Here is a 15,761-nt window from a genome sequence, read left to right as displayed (position 1 = left end):
AGGCGAGCCACGAATGATCATTGAGAAGGTCCTGAACAACAATGTTCTTCTAACCAAGAACGCAAAAGGCAAAGAGATCATTGTAATGGGAAGGGGCATTTCTTTTAATAAAGTGGCGGGGGATACCGTCGATCAGGAGAAAGTCGACAAAATATTCATGATGAGCACCAATGAGTTGACCGCCAAGCTTACAGAACTGCTCGATGATATCCCGGAATCTCATCTTGAACTGGTAAATGAAATTGTAACCCATGCCAATGAGATGCTGGAAACGACACTTAGCGATAATATTTATTTGACGCTGACAGATCATATCCATTTTGCAATTCAGCGGCATGAGAAGGGACTAGCCATCAAGAACGCTATGCTTTTCGAAATTCAGCGTTTCTATAAAAAGGAATTTCAAATTGGATTGGATGCGCTTCAAATTATTGAGCGAAACACGGGCTATGCTCTCGGGGAGGATGAAGCGGGCTTCATCGCTCTTCACCTTGTGAATGCCCGCATGGACGGCAATGAAATGAAAGCTACGATGAAAATGACCGAAATCGTCCAAAATATCCTCAATATTGTAACTTATCATTACAACATCGTTCTCGATGATACGTCATTGAATTATTCGAGATTCCTAACGCATTTGCAGTATTTCGCCATGCGGGTATTGCGGGAGGAAAGTCACAACAGCGGAGAGGACTTTTTGTATAACCAGGTTAAGAAAACGTACACGAAGGCGTTTGAATGTGCTGGTAAGATTAATGATTATCTACAAAACACTTATGGACAATCCCTAAGTAAGGACGAATATGTGTATCTGACGATTCACATTCAGCGAGTGACGGAACGCAACAGTTTTGAAGAATAGAACAAGATTAGACAACTATCATTACAGGGTGTTACTGGTCATGCAGGCAAAACCTGAACTGATGGCAAAATGAACGTGATATGACGTTGGTTTTGCCCTGAGTTCAGGTTTTTCTTTTTACCTAGGTAAGTAGGGTGAGGTGCTAGCGCGCCCTACGGTACCTATTGCTAAAGTTCACATAAATCAATCAAGTAGAGGGGTTTTGGCCATGAGTAATCAGGATTTGTCCAAACAAATCATTCATTACGTTGGTGGGGAATCGAACGTGGTTTCTCTTGTACACTGTGCTACTAGGCTGAGATTTAAGTTGAAGGATCAGGCCAAGGCAAATAAGGCCGTTTTGGAAAAAACGCCGGGGGTTATTACGGTTGTCGAGAGCGCTGGACAGTTTCAAGTCGTAATTGGTAATAATGTAGACCAAGTATACAAGCAAATTATGAAAGAGACGAATTTGGAGGACACCGAGAAAAGCGGTAATGATAAGGAAGGTTCGAGCAGTACCATACTGGGTAAAGCGATTGACTTGATCTCAGGAATTTTCTCACCTCTGCTTGGAGCCTTTGCGGGCGCTGGATTATTAAAAGGACTGCTGGCTCTGTTTGTGGGACTCGGTTGGATGGATGTGGCGACAGGTACTTATATGATTTTGAATGCTGCCGCAGATAGCACTTTTTATTTCCTGCCTATTCTTTTGGGTTTCACGTCGGCGCGTAAATTCCAGGCAAATCCGTTCGTTGCGGTGGCGGTCGCCGGCGCCTTAGTCTATCCGACGATGATCGCTGCGTTTAACGATGGTGCGCAAATAGCATTTATAGGCATTCCCGTTACGCTTGCCAGTTATACATCCAGTGTTATTCCCATCATATTGGCGGTTTGGATTCAGTCGTATGTGGAGAAGTTTCTACGATCGATCATCCATGAATCGGTTAGAAATATTCTCGTTCCGATGCTCGCGCTGGTCATTATCGTGCCACTCACCTTTCTGGTGTTTGGGCCTGTCGGCAACACAATCAGTCAAGCTTTAGCTTCGAGTTATACATGGGCTTATAATTTGAGTCCGATTATCGCTGGTGTAATCGTCGGAGCATTTTGGCAGGTTTTTGTTATTTTTGGTGTTCACTGGGGATTAGTACCGATTATGCTGAATAATGTGACGACGTTAGGCTACGATACAATGCTGCCGATGGTTGGTGCTGCCGTGCTTGCGCAGGCTGGAGCAGGTCTTGGCGTACTATTAAAATCAAGAAACGAGCAGACGAAGGCTCTGGCTGGTTCTTCTTCAATTGCAGGTATATTCGGAATCACTGAGCCATTGATTTACGGAATTACCTTGAAGTTTAAAAAACCGTTTATATATGCTTGTATTGCTGGTGCAGTCGGCAGTGCGATTATCGGTGCCGGCGGAGGGGCAGGTTATGAGTTTGCTGTACCAAGCCTGCTAACAATTCCTACGTTTATCGGTCCAGGCTTTACCGCAACGATGATCGGGCTAGTAGTAGCATTTGTCTTGGCGGCATTACTCGTATTAATCCTCGGTTTTAAAGATGAAGTTGAAGCAAGCAGCAAAGCTCCGAGCGATTCTGCCTCCGTTAACGAATCAGCAGTACCTGCAGTGGGAAGCCTGATAGAGAAGGAAGTGATCGTCAGTCCGCTAGAGGGTAAAATCATGCCTCTGGAACAACTACCTGACGAGGCGTTTGCATCTGGAGCTATGGGTAAAGGAGTCGTGATCGAACCGTTAATTGGAAGGCTGACATCGCCAGTTAATGGAACCGTGACAACGGTATTCCCAACCGGTCATGCCATTGGCATAATGTCCGATGCAGGAGTTGAATTGCTTATTCATGTGGGGGTAAATACCGTTAAGTTAAAAGGACAGTTCTTCGACAAAAAGGTGAAGGAAGGCGATCGTGTCAAGCAAGGGGATGTGCTGCTTCAATTTGATGTGGAGCAGATTAGAGCTGCAGGCTTCGTCACGGCAACTCCGATTATCGTAACGAATTCAGCGAGTTACTTGGATGTTCTAAAGACGGAAAATGCAGAAGTGAAGCAAGGCGATTATCTTTTAACCGTTGTAATTTAATATACAAATTTGAAGGAGGTACATCACAATGACAAAAAGTATGAAGGGTTTTCCAGAGCATTTTCTGTGGGGTGGCGCAACGGCGGCCAATCAGATTGAAGGAGCTTATAATGTAGACGGGAAAGGTCTGTCCAGCGCGGACATGGTTGCTTTTGTACCTAAAGAGCAGCGTACCGGCGGACATGCTATTGAAATCACCTCGGAACAGATAGAGAACATACTTGCCGGCAAGGTCGATGCTAGGTTTCCGAAGCGTCATGGCATCGATTTCTACCATCGCTACAAAGAAGATATCGCTTTGTTTGCGGAAATGGGTTTCAAGGTGTTCCGTATCTCGATTAACTGGGCACGTATTTTTCCGAACGGGGACGATGCCGAACCGAATGAAGCAGGGCTACAGTTCTATGAGAACGTCTTGGACGAACTGCATAAATATGGCATAGAGCCGTTGGTCACATTAGCTCACTATGAGACGCCGCTTGGCCTAACGCAAAAATACAATGGCTGGGCAGGCCGTGAAGTGATCGGTTGCTTTGCGAAATATGCGGAGACGGTATTTAGACGTTATAAGGATAAAGTGAAATACTGGCTGACATTTAACGAAATCAATATGATGCCAATCAGTCCTTTTACGGGCGGCGGGGTTGTGATTGACCGCGCGGAGAACAAGCTGCAGACGATTTATCAGGCACTGCATCACCAATTTGTTGCTAGTGCTCTGGCTACAAAGCTGTGCCATGAAATTATTCCGAATGCCAAAATCGGCTGTATGCTGGCGCGGCTGGAAACCTACCCGTACTCTTGTAATCCAAAGGATATTCTCAAAGCTCAGCATGAGAACCAGATGAATTTGTTCTACACTGACGTGCACGCCAGGGGAGAATATCCGAAATATATGGATCGATTCTTTGAGGAGAATCATATCGTTCTGCACAAGGAACAGGGGGATGATGAGCTTCTTAAGCAGTATACCGTCGATTACATCTCTTTTAGCTACTATATGAGTATAACTGTATCAGATGAGCCAGAACATGAAAGTGCGGAGGGGAATTTGTTCGGTGGGGTGAAGAACCCTTATCTGAAAACATCTGACTGGGGCTGGCAAATCGATCCCATCGGTCTTCGTGTAACGTTAAATACGATGTACGATCGTTATCAGAAGCCGTTGTTCATTGTAGAGAATGGTCTAGGAGCTTATGACAAAGTGGAAGAAGATGGCTCTATTCAGGACACGTATCGCATCGACTATTTAAGACAGCATATTGTGCAAATGAAAGAAGCGATTAGAGATGGTGTAGATTTGATGGGCTATACAAGTTGGGGGCCGATTGACCTCATCAGTATGTCCACATCGGAAATGTCTAAGCGCTATGGCTTCATTTATGTGGATCAAGATGATGATGGCAATGGAACTTTACAGCGTTCCCGTAAAGCTTCCTTTGAGTGGTATAAGAAAGTAATAGCTACGAATGGTGAAGAACTATAAGGAGTTGATGAGATAGAAATAAAGACATGGGTTGTAGCCTTAAGTAGGTCTTGGGCTATGGTGTTAGTTGCCTATTTCGTGGAGTTCAATTATAATAATGCGATAATGTTGCGCCCCTTCGTGATTTAGCGAAGGGGCTGCTCTTGCAGGTGGGTGCAGTTCGATAAGGGGATTTGCGCGACATCTAGCTCAACCTTTTCAGGAAATAAATTGATAGGGAGGAAGGATATGTCGTACAGTTTGAAGAAGAAGTCCTCAACTTATTTTACCTTATTTTAGAAAATAGAGAGAAATATTATTTAGGAAATGGAGTGTTAGAAATAGAAACTATCAGAGCATTATTAAACAAAATTGTCGGCAATTTTAAAGTGAAGTTATTTATCTCCATCGGCATCATCCTGCTTATTCCTCCTTTAGTGCTTGGCGTATTAGCGACAAAGAGTGCCAGAAGCGGGATTCAAGAGCAAATTACACACAGTGCTACCGAATCTATTAAGCTCGCGGATTCAATGATTAACGATCTCGTTCAGCCGAAACTACATGATGCGCATATTTTCGCAGAAAAGCTGCAAGGAAATTTACTTGGTGAAGAAATGCTTGCGGGTACACGTTCTTCATTCGAGCAATATGCCGATCTTCATCCCGAGACCAGTCTTATTTATTATGGAACAAAGGAAGGAAAGTCTCTGATTATACCGGAACCGCAGGGAATGACCGATTTCGACCCGAGAGAAAGGCCTTGGTACGAAGCGGCGATGAAAGAACCGGGCAAAGCTGTAGTTAGTCGTCCTTACTTATCTGCTGATGATAATAAAGAAATTACAATTTCGGTGTCCATGGCTACAGCAGATGGTTCAGGAGTATTTGGAATTGACCTGAAGTTGGAAAATATCAGGGAAACCTTCAGCGGGATTAAAGTTGGAAAGGAAGGCTACGCTATACTTCTGGATGGCGAACAGCATGTTATCGTTCATCCTGTCAGCAACGCTGGGGAGAAAGCTTCGGAGTCTGCTGAGCAGAGAATGTATGAGAGTGATTATGGTGAGTACACTTTCGTCAGCGAAGGTGAGCATAAATATATGACGTACATAACCAATGCGCTGACCGGGTGGAAAATCGGAGGTACGATTTATTTATCGGAGATTGATGATGCCACAAAGCCCATCATTTATAATACGTTGCTCACCGGAATTGTCTGTCTTCTTGTAGGGTTTGTTTTTATATATTTCATGATTCAGTCGATCATCAAGCCAATTCGCAGGTTGAAGGAGCAGGCCCAAAGCGTAAGTGAAGGGGATTTAACCCAGGTCATCCAGGTGAATTCCAATGACGAAATTGGCGATTTGGCCGCCGCATTTCAAATCATGCAGCAGAAGCTGCGCAGCTTGATCGGCAAGGTAGGGGAAGGAGCCGAACGGGTTGCCCGCTCATCTGGCGAACTGACTTCAAGCTCTGAGCAGACCGCAGAAACGAGTCATCATATAGCGCAAGCGGTGCAGGAAATAGCTGGTGGAGCCGAGCGCCAAACATTGGGGTTGGAGCAAAATGCAGCGGCACTTGATGAAATTGCACGAGGAGTCATGCTGATTGCCGAGCGCACGAACGCTGTTGCTGAATTGGCAAAACATTCATCGGCACAAGCGGAGGAAGGTAGTCGCTCGGTTGAGCAGGCAGGCAACCAGATGGGGTCTATTTATCAGTCTGTCGAGCAGTCGAATGGCATGATTCGCTCACTCTATGATCGTACACGTGAAATCGGTGAAATTACGAAGCTGATCGGGGATGTTGCCGGTCAGACGAACCTGCTCGCTTTGAATGCAGCTATAGAAGCGGCACGAGCTGGGGAGCATGGCAGCGGCTTTGCGGTCGTCGCAAACGAGGTTCGCAAGCTGGCAGAGCAATCCGAGCAGTCCGCACTGCAAATCAACACTCTCCTTGATGGCATTCAGCGGGATGCGGAGGATTCGGTACAGACGATGACTCGCGTGACATCAGAGGTAGAGGAGGGGCTTAACATATCCGTGACTACGATGCAGCGATTAGAGCAGGCCATGGGAGGAATCCGTGAAACGACACCACAGATTGCCGAGATTGCGGCTACGGCACAACAAATATCGGCAAGTGTACAGCAGATCGTGGCAACGGCAAATGAGCTTTCCATGATTGCTACCGGTAATGCCTCTGCTGCTCAAGAGGTTGCTGCTTCATCAGAGGAACAGCTGGCGGCGATGGAGCAAATTTCAGCCTCCGCCCAAGCATTGTCGGAAATGGCGGTTGAATTGGAGGAAACAATCGGGCATTTCAAATACTAGTCCAGCATATTTAACTTCTAAAATATAACGAAATATAACGAAGCAAGGATCATGTCGCTATGTGGTATGATTCTTGCTTTATTTTTTGGGTTTAAATAGTTACAATGATATTTATTACAGAGCGCATGGTGTTTTTGGTGGTGTCTTCCTCATATTCACAAAACGTTAACAACCTGAAAATGTAAATAGCCCCAAATCATCATTTTTTCCTCATAATATTGAGATACACTGCCAGTAAGGAGGGAGTAGCTATAAAAAGGATAAGTATAGCAGTATCATTGGTTGCACTTATTCTATTAAGTCTATTCTTTATCCCGATCAATGCTATGCCGTCGGGAAAGACGCGGATGATATTGGATCATTCTTTGCATGTTTATGTGTCTCCGCCTTGCTTTAACGATGCCCAGGTGACGAATAATATCGCAGAGTCTACACTGAGTAAGGCAAGAGAGCTTCGATATGAACCGGAAGCAAAGTGTACGACAGATTCGTTAATGAGTCAAAAGATGAGTTTAGCAGATGTTTTGTTTATTAGGGCTCGGAGTTGTAAAGGGGCCGTGGAATTGGTAGCTAATTTTTGATAGAGAAGGGGTTCAGGTCCAATATGAAGAAATGGGCGACAGTGTTGCTGGTGCTTATGATTGCTATTTTGGCAGGATGCTCATCCTCGAACAGCCAGACAGGGCTACTGAATGAGGTTCCGGAAATTATCGAGGTACAAATTCAGAGTGATCCCGAGGAATTAAAGCTTGGGGAGTCGGTGACAATTCAAGCTAAGGTAACTCAGGGCGGTGAAGAAGTGACGGATGCCAAATCCGTAATCTTCGAAGTATGGTATAGCGGAGACGAGGAGCATAAAATGCTGGAGGGCACGCATGTTGGAAACGGCGTTTACGGTATTGAAAGAACTTTCGATAAAGACGGAGTTTACAATGTGATCGCTCATGTGACGGCTCGGGATATGCATAATATGCCGCGCAAGCAATTTATTGTCGGAACGGTATCGGAAGAGGAAATCGAACGTGCGAAGGAATCGCTATACGATAAGAGCTCCCATATGGACTAAATATTAGGCAAGGAGGACCGCAAAAATGAGAACGGAAGCACGGCAATTACAGCTGCTATTGCTAGTAATTTGTCTCTTCGCTATAACGGCTTGCGGACAATCCGCTACTACGGACAACTCGGCTGCGTCATTTGAAGGCGGAAGCGCGAATGAGGCCAAGGCCAAATTAGTCTATAAACAGAATTGTGTAGGCTGTCATGCCGCTGATCTTAGCGGGCGGGTAGGGCCGAATCTGCAGTCGATCGGCTCTACGCTTACCAAAGCGGAAATTTATGAGGCAATTAGTTCCGGGAGAGAAGGGATGCCCCCTTATGATAAAAGGCTAGAAGCCGAGGATATCGATGCGCTTGCCGCCTGGCTCGCCGCCCATACGGACAGTAAAGGGGCAACCGAATGAAGCGCATAAGCTGGATCGTGGATCGCTGCAAAGAATGACCAGATCGGCAGCATGCTTCAAGATACTAAGGCGTTATCCTGTTGAAAAATTTCCTTTGAAGCGAGCGTAGAGGAAGAGGCCGACGACAGAGAAGAATAAGGCCGTTTCCGCTAAGAAGCTGAACATACTCTTTGGTCCGTCGCTCCAAAGCTTCGACAATAGGCTGATTAGGAACATTGAAACGATCAATATCATCGCATCGAAAAGAAGAAACGGAAGCCGTTTAAGCAAGCGACCGAATGGTATTTTTAGTGCGATTAAATTCCAAAGGGAAGATATGATCTCCATTGCGAGTATTCCAAGCGCAGCTCCGAAATAGCCCCATCCAGGAATTGCAATGAGTACATATTGAATAACGATGGAGCAGCCTATACCGGTAAATAGTCCGAAAAAAGTCACTTTTTTTATGTCCTGGGACCATAGAATGCTTGTCGATAATTCGCGAAAGCCAACCACGACAGGAATAATAGCTAGATAATGGATCGGCTCCGTGGCCTCGGCAGTGTTAAAAATAAACAAGGATAGCTCATTGGCGTATACGTAGATGTATATGGCAGCGGATAGTCCCCAAAGCCAGGCTGCTTTAAGCGAAACTGAGAGCAGTTTATGGAACTCGGTCAGCAACTTGTGCTGCCAATAATGAGCCATTCGAATCGTTACAGTATGGCTCAGCGCTTGAGTGACGAGCGTCGGTGTATATGCCATAATTGCGGCCATTCCCGTAATTATGCCGTACATCGCCGTGGCCTGGGAAGTGTCATAACCTGCGGCCATTAACCTCCCAGGAATAAGGATGGCATCGATAAAATCGGAGGCGGGAATTAGCAATCGAGTTAATGAAATCATGAAAGATGCTTTAAACAGCCAAACAAAAGGCAGCTTATGGACGGACATAGGGACAATAGTTTTATTCCGTTGAACAGTGGAAATATAAATCGTTAGCAGTGTAAAAGATGCAAGTACGCCAATAAAGGCGGCTAGCAACCCTCCGCCAACAGCGATATAGATGCCGTGAGTAAATAGCTGGCCGACTATAAGCAGCATGAATAATATGCGGCTACCCTGCTCTATTAACTCAGATATAGCAATAATGCTAAAGCGTTCGAGGCCTTGTAAGTAACCTCTTAATAGGCCTAACAACGGAGCCGCAAAGATCGCCGGAGCGAGGCTTCGTAAAGCATATTGCAAACCAGGATTCCCTATAAAACTGGAAATTTGCGGTGAGTTCCAGAATACGACCATGCTCAAAAAGCCCCCTAGCACCACTAAAAAGAGGGAGATCCATTTAAAAAAATGCCAACCGAGCCAAGGCTTTTTCGCAGTGATAATGGCCAAAGCTGTCGACAAACCACCGGAAATCATCAGCAGCAAACCATAAAAGGAGTATGCGATTTGATACAATCCAATTCCTTCTGCACCTACGAGCCTGGTCAAGACGACACGGCCGACTAATCCGAGCAACTTTACGATAGCCATCGCCCCGGCCCTGATCGCGGATTGCTTCAACAGGCGGGATAATTTCATTTGTCCTCCAGCGTACCGTCAATATGTTCCAGTTCTCTATTGTATGACGCTAAACTGCAGTTATGCTGACAAGCTGTTTATCCCGCTAGACTCATTAATCTTTAATATGGACAAGTAAGTAATTAGTGTATTGATCCCATCCCAGGTCGAAGGGAACGCGGTAGCGATCTGCCGAATGCGAATTGACGAGCGGGTAGCCGTAATCGTCAAAGCCTACGACAACTGAGAAATGATCCACATCACTGCCGCTAATAATATAACCGATCAAATCGCCCGGTTGGATATGTGAAATCGCCCCATTTGGATATTTGGTTGATGGAGTGATCATATCCCGGAAATGGCCTTTTGCCAGCAGCTTTCCGTATCCGGAATACAATATAAAGTTATAGAAGGAATCTGTCCTGATCCAAGCTTCACTTCCTCCTTTCTTGAAGAAATAACGCCAGGCACCAGTCTTTGGTAAGCCTCCGCCTTCTTCCTCATCCCCTACAACTTGGGAAGCGAAATTCGTGCAATCTCCACCCCTACCGGAATAATCGGCATATTTGCGGTTATACCTATGATTATTCCCAGCACCCCAAGCAGTACCAGCATATTTATTGGCATATTCTACTGCACGGGCTCGGCGATATTTTTGGCCATCCACTAATTCTTGTTTATAGCTGACGGATGGGGATAGGCCATCCTCGGTGGCCGCTATTTTGTTCGGGTTCTCATTCAATGGATCCAAATACCATTCTTTATAGACTTTCCAATCGTTGTCGATCTTTTTGAGAGTAATAAAATGTTCTGTTCCGATGCCAAATGATTGAACGGGAACATATTTATTCAAATAGGTATAATCGATCTTCAGTGACTGCACTAAGGAGATCTTAGCCGTATTGTTGGATAATTTCAGGCGAATAATACGAATATCGCTATCCGCCATAACCAGTTTAATTGATCTCTTGGTGGCCCATTCATTAAGGTAATTCGTTCGGTTCATTTCATTGTGGTAAGCATGCTTACTAACCTTGGAGCCATTGAAATAATAGTTCTCTAATTGCTTCGTGTTGCGTTTAATGAGAACATCGGCTCTCTGCCTGTAAAGTTTGTTCAGAAAGACACGAACCTCATTTTCCTGTTTGTCATCGGAAGCAGTAGTTATTTCGGGTCTGTAGGCGAACAGTACTAAGCAAAGAATAATTACGGCTGATGTCATTTTATTTGTCAATTTCATACCACCGTCTTTTTTAAACAATATTTTCCACTCCTGCTACTAAGAGCTAACCAAAACTTTCTCAGGTCTAGGTACGTCTATCTAACGATTAGCAAGCAATCCGGCAGGCTCGGTATTAGCTTTACCTTTATGACTGAAATTATGAGTTCTATCGTGTAAAAGACTTTGGAGCAGTTCCGGTTTAGTCTCCGCTGGTGTAATGAGGGAAATTTCCAGCGGGAAGCTTATAGGGTTTACAAGGTCATTTCTTTGGAATATCATGGGGCTATCACAAAGATAGGAAGGACTCTGACATGGAAATTACCCGATTGAGAAGACCTGAAGCGATGATTTTTGATATGGACGGCACGCTATTCAAAACGGAGACACTTTTAATTCCGGTATATCATCGCTTGTTCGATCAGCTGCGGGAAGAGAAACTGTATACCGGGGAGACGCCGCCTGAAGACAGAATACTTGGCGGGTTAGGCATGCTGCTGGATGATATATGGAAGAGAGTACTGCCAGATCATGATATAACCGTTCATCGACGGGCTGACGAATTGCTCCTGGAGTATGAGCTTATCGGTTTGAAGGACTACGATACTGAACTATATCCTCAAGTTGCAGAGACGCTTAAACGTCTAAAGGAGCGAGGAGTCCGGCTCTTTGTGGCAAGCAACGGACTCGAGCATTATGTGAAAGAGGTTGCAAATACGCACGGCATTTCCTCGCTGTTTGAAGGGATTTATAGTGCCGGCGAGCATCAAACCTCATCTAAGGTTGATTTAGTGAAGCTTCTATTGGATGCCCATGATATAAACCGTGCATGGATGATCGGGGACCGCTCTTCCGATGTGGAAGCGGGCAAAGAGAACGGACAGACGGTTATCGGCTGTGCTTATGCCGGATATGGTCACGGAAGGGAGCTTGATGGGGCTGATAAGCTGATCTCTTCCTTTGCTGAACTGGTCACGTTGTATGATCGAGCAGCAGATTTTTCCGAAGAGAAGGAACGCTAAAAATAAGCTGTTGATGGATTTGGATAATGAACGAAGCCGTCCTTCGTGTTAAGAAGGAGCGGCTTTTTGTTTGTACATCCATAAGGCATATTCAAGCGGCCTTAGGATGGCCGTGCGGTAAGCATCTGTATCACCGGACTGGATAAACACCTCCCGGGCCGGCTTCGGATTCACTTCCAGGACATAAACATTTCCGCTTGGATCAATAGCAAGGTCTAGAGCGAGCTCACAGAGCGCACCGTAGGTTGTTTCCAGCATTTCGGCAATGTCCAGGCTAAGATTCTCGGCGGTTCGGCGTATTTCAGCGCGATTCTCATCAATGTCGGCGTATTGCTGCAGTAAAGTGTCCATTGGTACGGCATGCCCCCCGCCGTGCAGATTTGAAGTTACGCTACGCGGCGGACCTACTCTGCCCGCACATCCGGTAACTTCCCAGCGCCCGGAACCATTTTTTTGTACCAGCATTCGATAATCATGTACCCGGCCGTCGGACAGCCTAATTTCAATTCCTTGTTGCACAAGATAACGTTTTTTGGCTTTCCATTTCATGAGATAGGACTCTAGCTTTGTCTTGTGGACTTTTTGGGCTGGAATGATATCTCGATTAAGCTTTCTGCCTTGAAGTAAATAGGATTCCGGGCCGACACGATCTACGCGTAGGATGCCTCTTCCTCCCGTTCCCTGCATCGGTTTAATGTAAACACTGGGATGAGAACTCATAATTTTGTATACATCGCTCATATTTTGAAATATCACGGTTTCTGGCAAATGTGGCTTGAATCTCGGCTTGCGGGAGAGAAGCTGATAAATCATCCATTTATCGCGCATTGGACGGTTCAGGTACGTGAGACCCGAGTAGCGGTTGCGAAACTTGACTAGCTGCTCATAGCGCTTGCTTTTTTGAATTCGGCACCGATCAAAAATGAGGTGCGGAAAGCTGCGCCATCTTCGTGTCCATCTTTTTGTTTTTGGATCATACTGGAGGGAATGAATTTTTTTCTTGTCATTATAAACATCCATCGGTGTAAACACGAAAACATCTAACCCTATTTTCTGGCCTTCCATAATCATTTTCTGATATATATGCCGCTCTTCAAGCTGCTTTTTGTCATTCATATACAGCGTCAATATGCCGAGAACAGGTTGCGACAATACATTCACCTTCTTTGTACGATAATTGGACCAATATAATTCGGATTAGTGATCCGCGTTTTTGGGCTGATTTATTAAATGCTGACTATATTGAAAAATGCGTTGTAGCGATTTTTTGCGGATTTGTGGTTCATCGAATTTCATAGGCTTGCTGTTGGCTTCGAAGAACCACATATTTCCTTCGGTATCAATTCCCAGGTCCATTGACATCTCACCAAGTAAATACCCTGAGGATTTCTCGATTTGTTTGGCAATAAGCACGGCATTGGACTTCAGGCGATGAAGGATCACGGTGGTCATTTCACTGCCAAATGAAGGATTAAGCATTTTCTCGGGGGATTCTATACTGCCTCCCTGCGGGACATGTGTGGTAATTCTTTTTAGTCCGGCGAGCCGTGCCCCTACTCCAGTTACCATCCACACTCCTTTTCCCGTTTTTTGCACGAGAACACGCAGATCGAAATTTCGATCTTTGTACGAAGTGAGCTGAATTCCCTCTTGCATAATATAGGGGGTGTTGTTCATTTCTTTTTGAATTCGAGACCAGAGCGAGCCTAAATTGTCTGTTCGATAAATGATATGTCTGTATCTTTGGCCCTGGATCGTTAGACGATAGGGCTTGACATGCTCCTCCTCATATTGAAGAAGCATGATCCCTTTTCCAGCCTTGCCGCTTTCGGGTTTTAAATAAAGCCGTTCATAAGTATAGAGCATGTTGCATAGCGTTTTGGGGCCAAGCAATCTTTTGGTATCGGGAACTAGCATTCGCGTAGATCGGTTTTTTTTCAACCAATTAAACAATTTTCGTTTATTAAAAAAATAAGGATTATATATGTGAATCGTTTTATGCTGGATAACTTCTTTGATTTTTTTACGAACCTTTTTTTTTCGTTCGTCTTCCCGCAGTGGAATTCGATTATAAATTACATCAGGAAGGGGAAACCACTGCTTCGTCCAGCTCTTTTCTTCGGGGTCGTAATGATAGCCCTGGATTCGCTGGGCAGATAGTTTCAAATCTTTAGTCGTAACAACATATACAGGAATTTCCAAGTTTTTTCCTGTGTTGATGATGTCTTTGAAGTTAGCTCGGTTTCCACGGAACTGGCCTTCGGGATCTCCTACGGTGAGCACAGCGACGACAGGCTTTCTGTCGGTCAAGAGATGGCCCATTAGCCTTCCCTCCTCCGGAATTTACTGAGATATAGGCAGTGCTCGAGTATATGCTCTACGGATGCCTTACCCTCGGCTTTTAGAGAAGGGTGCTGGAATATAGATCTTCCTGGCTTGGCATTAGCCTCGAACATCCATACTTTCTCGTCTTTGTCTATCCCGATATCGAAGCCAATTTCTCCAATCAGATGCTGCTGGTGATACTCTATTGCTTCGGCTAGCGTGATAGCAACATTTTTCGCGTTCCTCAGCACATCTTCAGCCCTTTCCCCAAAGGCGCGGCCGAGCGCTTGTTCCGGAGTCAGCAGTGAACCGCCATTTTTGAGATGTGTCGTTACGCTGCCTTTGCCGGCCTTTTTGGCGCCAATGCCGACCACGACCCAATTGTTTTTACCGTTCTTATGCATATGGAATCGGAAGTCGATCGGGCAGCCGTCAATCTCGATAAGTCGAATCCCCTGCTGTGCCACGTAACCGCGAAGTGATCGTCCATGCCTGGTCTTAAGCGTACGCATCATGCTGGTGAAGGAACCAAAGCGCAGCAGCGCATTTTTACTGCCATTGCGGTACCGGGCAAAATAACCGCTTCTTGGAATGTGGGATAGTCTATAAATGCCATTCCCTAGACTTCCGCTGTTTGGTTTGTAGTAGATGAGTGAATGTCGATCCAGCAAATCTCTTATTTGCTCAGGCGTAGGATTCATAATCGATTCAGGCACGTAACGGCTGACGCCTGTATCTTTTTCCAGCAGCCTGTATATGTCCGATTTATTAAAGAAGCTCCAGTTGAAAAAGGGTATTTTTTTACGGATAAACCTTTCGCGCAGCAAGTTAATTGGAGTCGTTGTCTCCGCCCTACGGCTTGGCAGACGGTTATAGACAACATCCGGCAGCGGTACACTTTTTCGTTGAAAGCGGCCTGACTCGGTAAGAAAGTAGCCATTGATCGTTTCTTGTTCCCAATTGATGTCCTTTGGGGTAAAGGCGAATATATAGGACAGCTTGCTTCCATGCTTAAGCAGTTGTTTGATGAATCCCGTTCTGGAGCCGAAAGGATTTTGGAGCGAATTCGTAGGCCCATCGGATAAAACACCTATCAGGGGGCCGATGTGTACTTCGCCATCCTGGTGATTGCGAAGATATATAGTGCCTGAACTTGGAATTTTGATCCTTTTGCGAACGCCCGAGGCAAGATACAGATGATTGCCTGGTTTATGAATCGGTTTGACTGTAGCAGGAATGCGGTCTTGGCCAAGCCTAAGATGAACGGACTTTTTCCCTGACAATTTCAGGTTCTTCATTAATGATCCCGACACGTAGACGACCCTTTGGGGCTGCTGCGTGAAATGGACGTTGCAGAAAGTCAAACTCATGAATTTTTCCTCCTAAAAGTATTGCGAAGCAAAACAGCTTCGAAAGCCCAGGATCAAAGTTCTTGAAGGTTTCAATG

General features: G+C 45.3%; 12 protein-coding genes. 7 read left to right on the top strand and 5 right to left on the bottom strand.

Annotation, left to right across the window (positions count from 1 at the left end):
- Window positions 1-13 precede the first annotated feature (13 nt).
- From licT to EIM92_RS19695, 6 genes are all read left to right on the top strand, one after another.
- Window positions 14-862, top strand: a complete 849-nt coding sequence (licT, locus tag EIM92_RS19720; protein WP_125084288.1) for a BglG family transcription antiterminator LicT — start codon at window positions 14-16, stop codon at window positions 860-862.
- Window positions 863-1,070: 208 nt separating this feature from the next.
- Complete coding sequence (locus tag EIM92_RS19715; RefSeq protein WP_125084287.1) at window positions 1,071-2,945, top strand: beta-glucoside-specific PTS transporter subunit IIABC; 1,875 nt, start codon at window positions 1,071-1,073, stop codon at window positions 2,943-2,945.
- A gap of 28 nt (window positions 2,946-2,973) precedes the next feature.
- Entirely contained in the window at window positions 2,974-4,431 is a 1,458-nt protein-coding gene (locus tag EIM92_RS19710; protein WP_125084286.1) for a glycoside hydrolase family 1 protein, read from the top strand.
- A gap of 311 nt (window positions 4,432-4,742) precedes the next feature.
- Complete coding sequence (locus EIM92_RS19705; RefSeq protein ID WP_125084285.1) at window positions 4,743-6,743, top strand: methyl-accepting chemotaxis protein; 2,001 nt, start codon at window positions 4,743-4,745, stop codon at window positions 6,741-6,743.
- A 604-nt stretch (window positions 6,744-7,347) separates the two neighbouring features.
- On the top strand, window positions 7,348-7,809 hold the full coding sequence (locus EIM92_RS19700; protein WP_125084284.1) for a FixH family protein: 462 nt from the start codon (window positions 7,348-7,350) through the stop codon (window positions 7,807-7,809).
- A 25-nt stretch (window positions 7,810-7,834) separates the two neighbouring features.
- Window positions 7,835-8,206: a c-type cytochrome gene (locus tag EIM92_RS19695; RefSeq protein ID WP_125084283.1), complete on the top strand. Its 372-nt coding sequence runs from the start codon at window positions 7,835-7,837 to the stop codon at window positions 8,204-8,206.
- Window positions 8,207-8,278: 72 nt separating this feature from the next.
- On the opposite strand, the gene EIM92_RS19690 is transcribed toward EIM92_RS19695, so the two are convergent.
- Entirely contained in the window at window positions 8,279-9,769 is a 1,491-nt protein-coding gene (locus EIM92_RS19690) for an oligosaccharide flippase family protein (RefSeq protein ID WP_125084282.1), read from the bottom strand.
- Window positions 9,770-9,863: 94 nt separating this feature from the next.
- Window positions 9,864-11,009 (bottom strand): amidase domain-containing protein, encoded by a 1,146-nt coding sequence (locus EIM92_RS19685; RefSeq protein WP_246021072.1) that lies wholly within the window; start codon window positions 11,007-11,009, stop codon window positions 9,864-9,866.
- Between the two features lie 272 nt (window positions 11,010-11,281).
- On the opposite strand from EIM92_RS19685, the gene EIM92_RS19680 reads away from it, so the two are divergent.
- Window positions 11,282-11,989, top strand: a complete 708-nt coding sequence (locus EIM92_RS19680) for an HAD family hydrolase (RefSeq protein ID WP_125084280.1) — start codon at window positions 11,282-11,284, stop codon at window positions 11,987-11,989.
- 48 nt (window positions 11,990-12,037) lie between these two features.
- Here the strand turns inward: EIM92_RS19680 and EIM92_RS19675 are convergent, their stop codons facing one another.
- The 3 genes from EIM92_RS19675 to EIM92_RS19665 are packed head-to-tail and all read right to left on the bottom strand — an operon-like array spanning window position 12,038 to window position 15,684.
- Window positions 12,038-13,141, bottom strand: coding sequence for a YheC/YheD family endospore coat-associated protein (locus EIM92_RS19675; RefSeq protein ID WP_125084279.1), 1,104 nt, complete (start codon window positions 13,139-13,141; stop codon window positions 12,038-12,040).
- Between the two features lie 45 nt (window positions 13,142-13,186).
- Window positions 13,187-14,311 carry a YheC/YheD family endospore coat-associated protein gene (locus EIM92_RS19670; protein ID WP_125084278.1) on the bottom strand — a complete coding sequence of 375 codons (1,125 nt, stop codon included), beginning with the start codon at window positions 14,309-14,311 and terminating at the stop codon, window positions 13,187-13,189.
- On the bottom strand, window positions 14,311-15,684 hold the full coding sequence (locus EIM92_RS19665) for a YheC/YheD family endospore coat-associated protein (RefSeq protein WP_125084277.1): 1,374 nt from the start codon (window positions 15,682-15,684) through the stop codon (window positions 14,311-14,313). The genes EIM92_RS19670 and EIM92_RS19665 overlap by 1 nt, the downstream gene beginning before the upstream one ends.
- Window positions 15,685-15,761 lie beyond the last annotated feature (77 nt).

The organism is Paenibacillus lentus (assembly GCF_003931855.1).
Lineage (GTDB): Bacteria > Bacillota > Bacilli > Paenibacillales > Paenibacillaceae > Fontibacillus > Fontibacillus lentus.
The sequence above is the reverse complement of the archived record's forward strand: the minus strand, read 5'-3'. Positions and strand labels throughout refer to the sequence as shown.

Bases quoted from the DNA above. Each gene is read 5' to 3' on its own strand.
- licT (WP_125084288.1), top strand. From the start codon at position 14: ATGATCATTGAGAAGGTCCTGAACAACAATGTTCTTCTAACCAAGAAC.
- EIM92_RS19715 (WP_125084287.1), top strand. From the start codon at position 1,071: ATGAGTAATCAGGATTTGTCCAAACAAATCATTCATTACGTTGGTGGG.
- EIM92_RS19710 (WP_125084286.1), top strand. From the start codon at position 2,974: ATGACAAAAAGTATGAAGGGTTTTCCAGAGCATTTTCTGTGGGGTGGC.
- EIM92_RS19700 (WP_125084284.1), top strand. From the start codon at position 7,348: ATGAAGAAATGGGCGACAGTGTTGCTGGTGCTTATGATTGCTATTTTG.
- EIM92_RS19695 (WP_125084283.1), top strand. From the start codon at position 7,835: ATGAGAACGGAAGCACGGCAATTACAGCTGCTATTGCTAGTAATTTGT.
- EIM92_RS19690 (WP_125084282.1), bottom strand. From the start codon at position 9,769: ATGAAATTATCCCGCCTGTTGAAGCAATCCGCGATCAGGGCCGGGGCG.
- EIM92_RS19680 (WP_125084280.1), top strand. From the start codon at position 11,282: ATGGAAATTACCCGATTGAGAAGACCTGAAGCGATGATTTTTGATATG.
- EIM92_RS19670 (WP_125084278.1), bottom strand. From the start codon at position 14,311: ATGGGCCATCTCTTGACCGACAGAAAGCCTGTCGTCGCTGTGCTCACC.
- EIM92_RS19665 (WP_125084277.1), bottom strand. From the start codon at position 15,684: ATGAGTTTGACTTTCTGCAACGTCCATTTCACGCAGCAGCCCCAAAGG.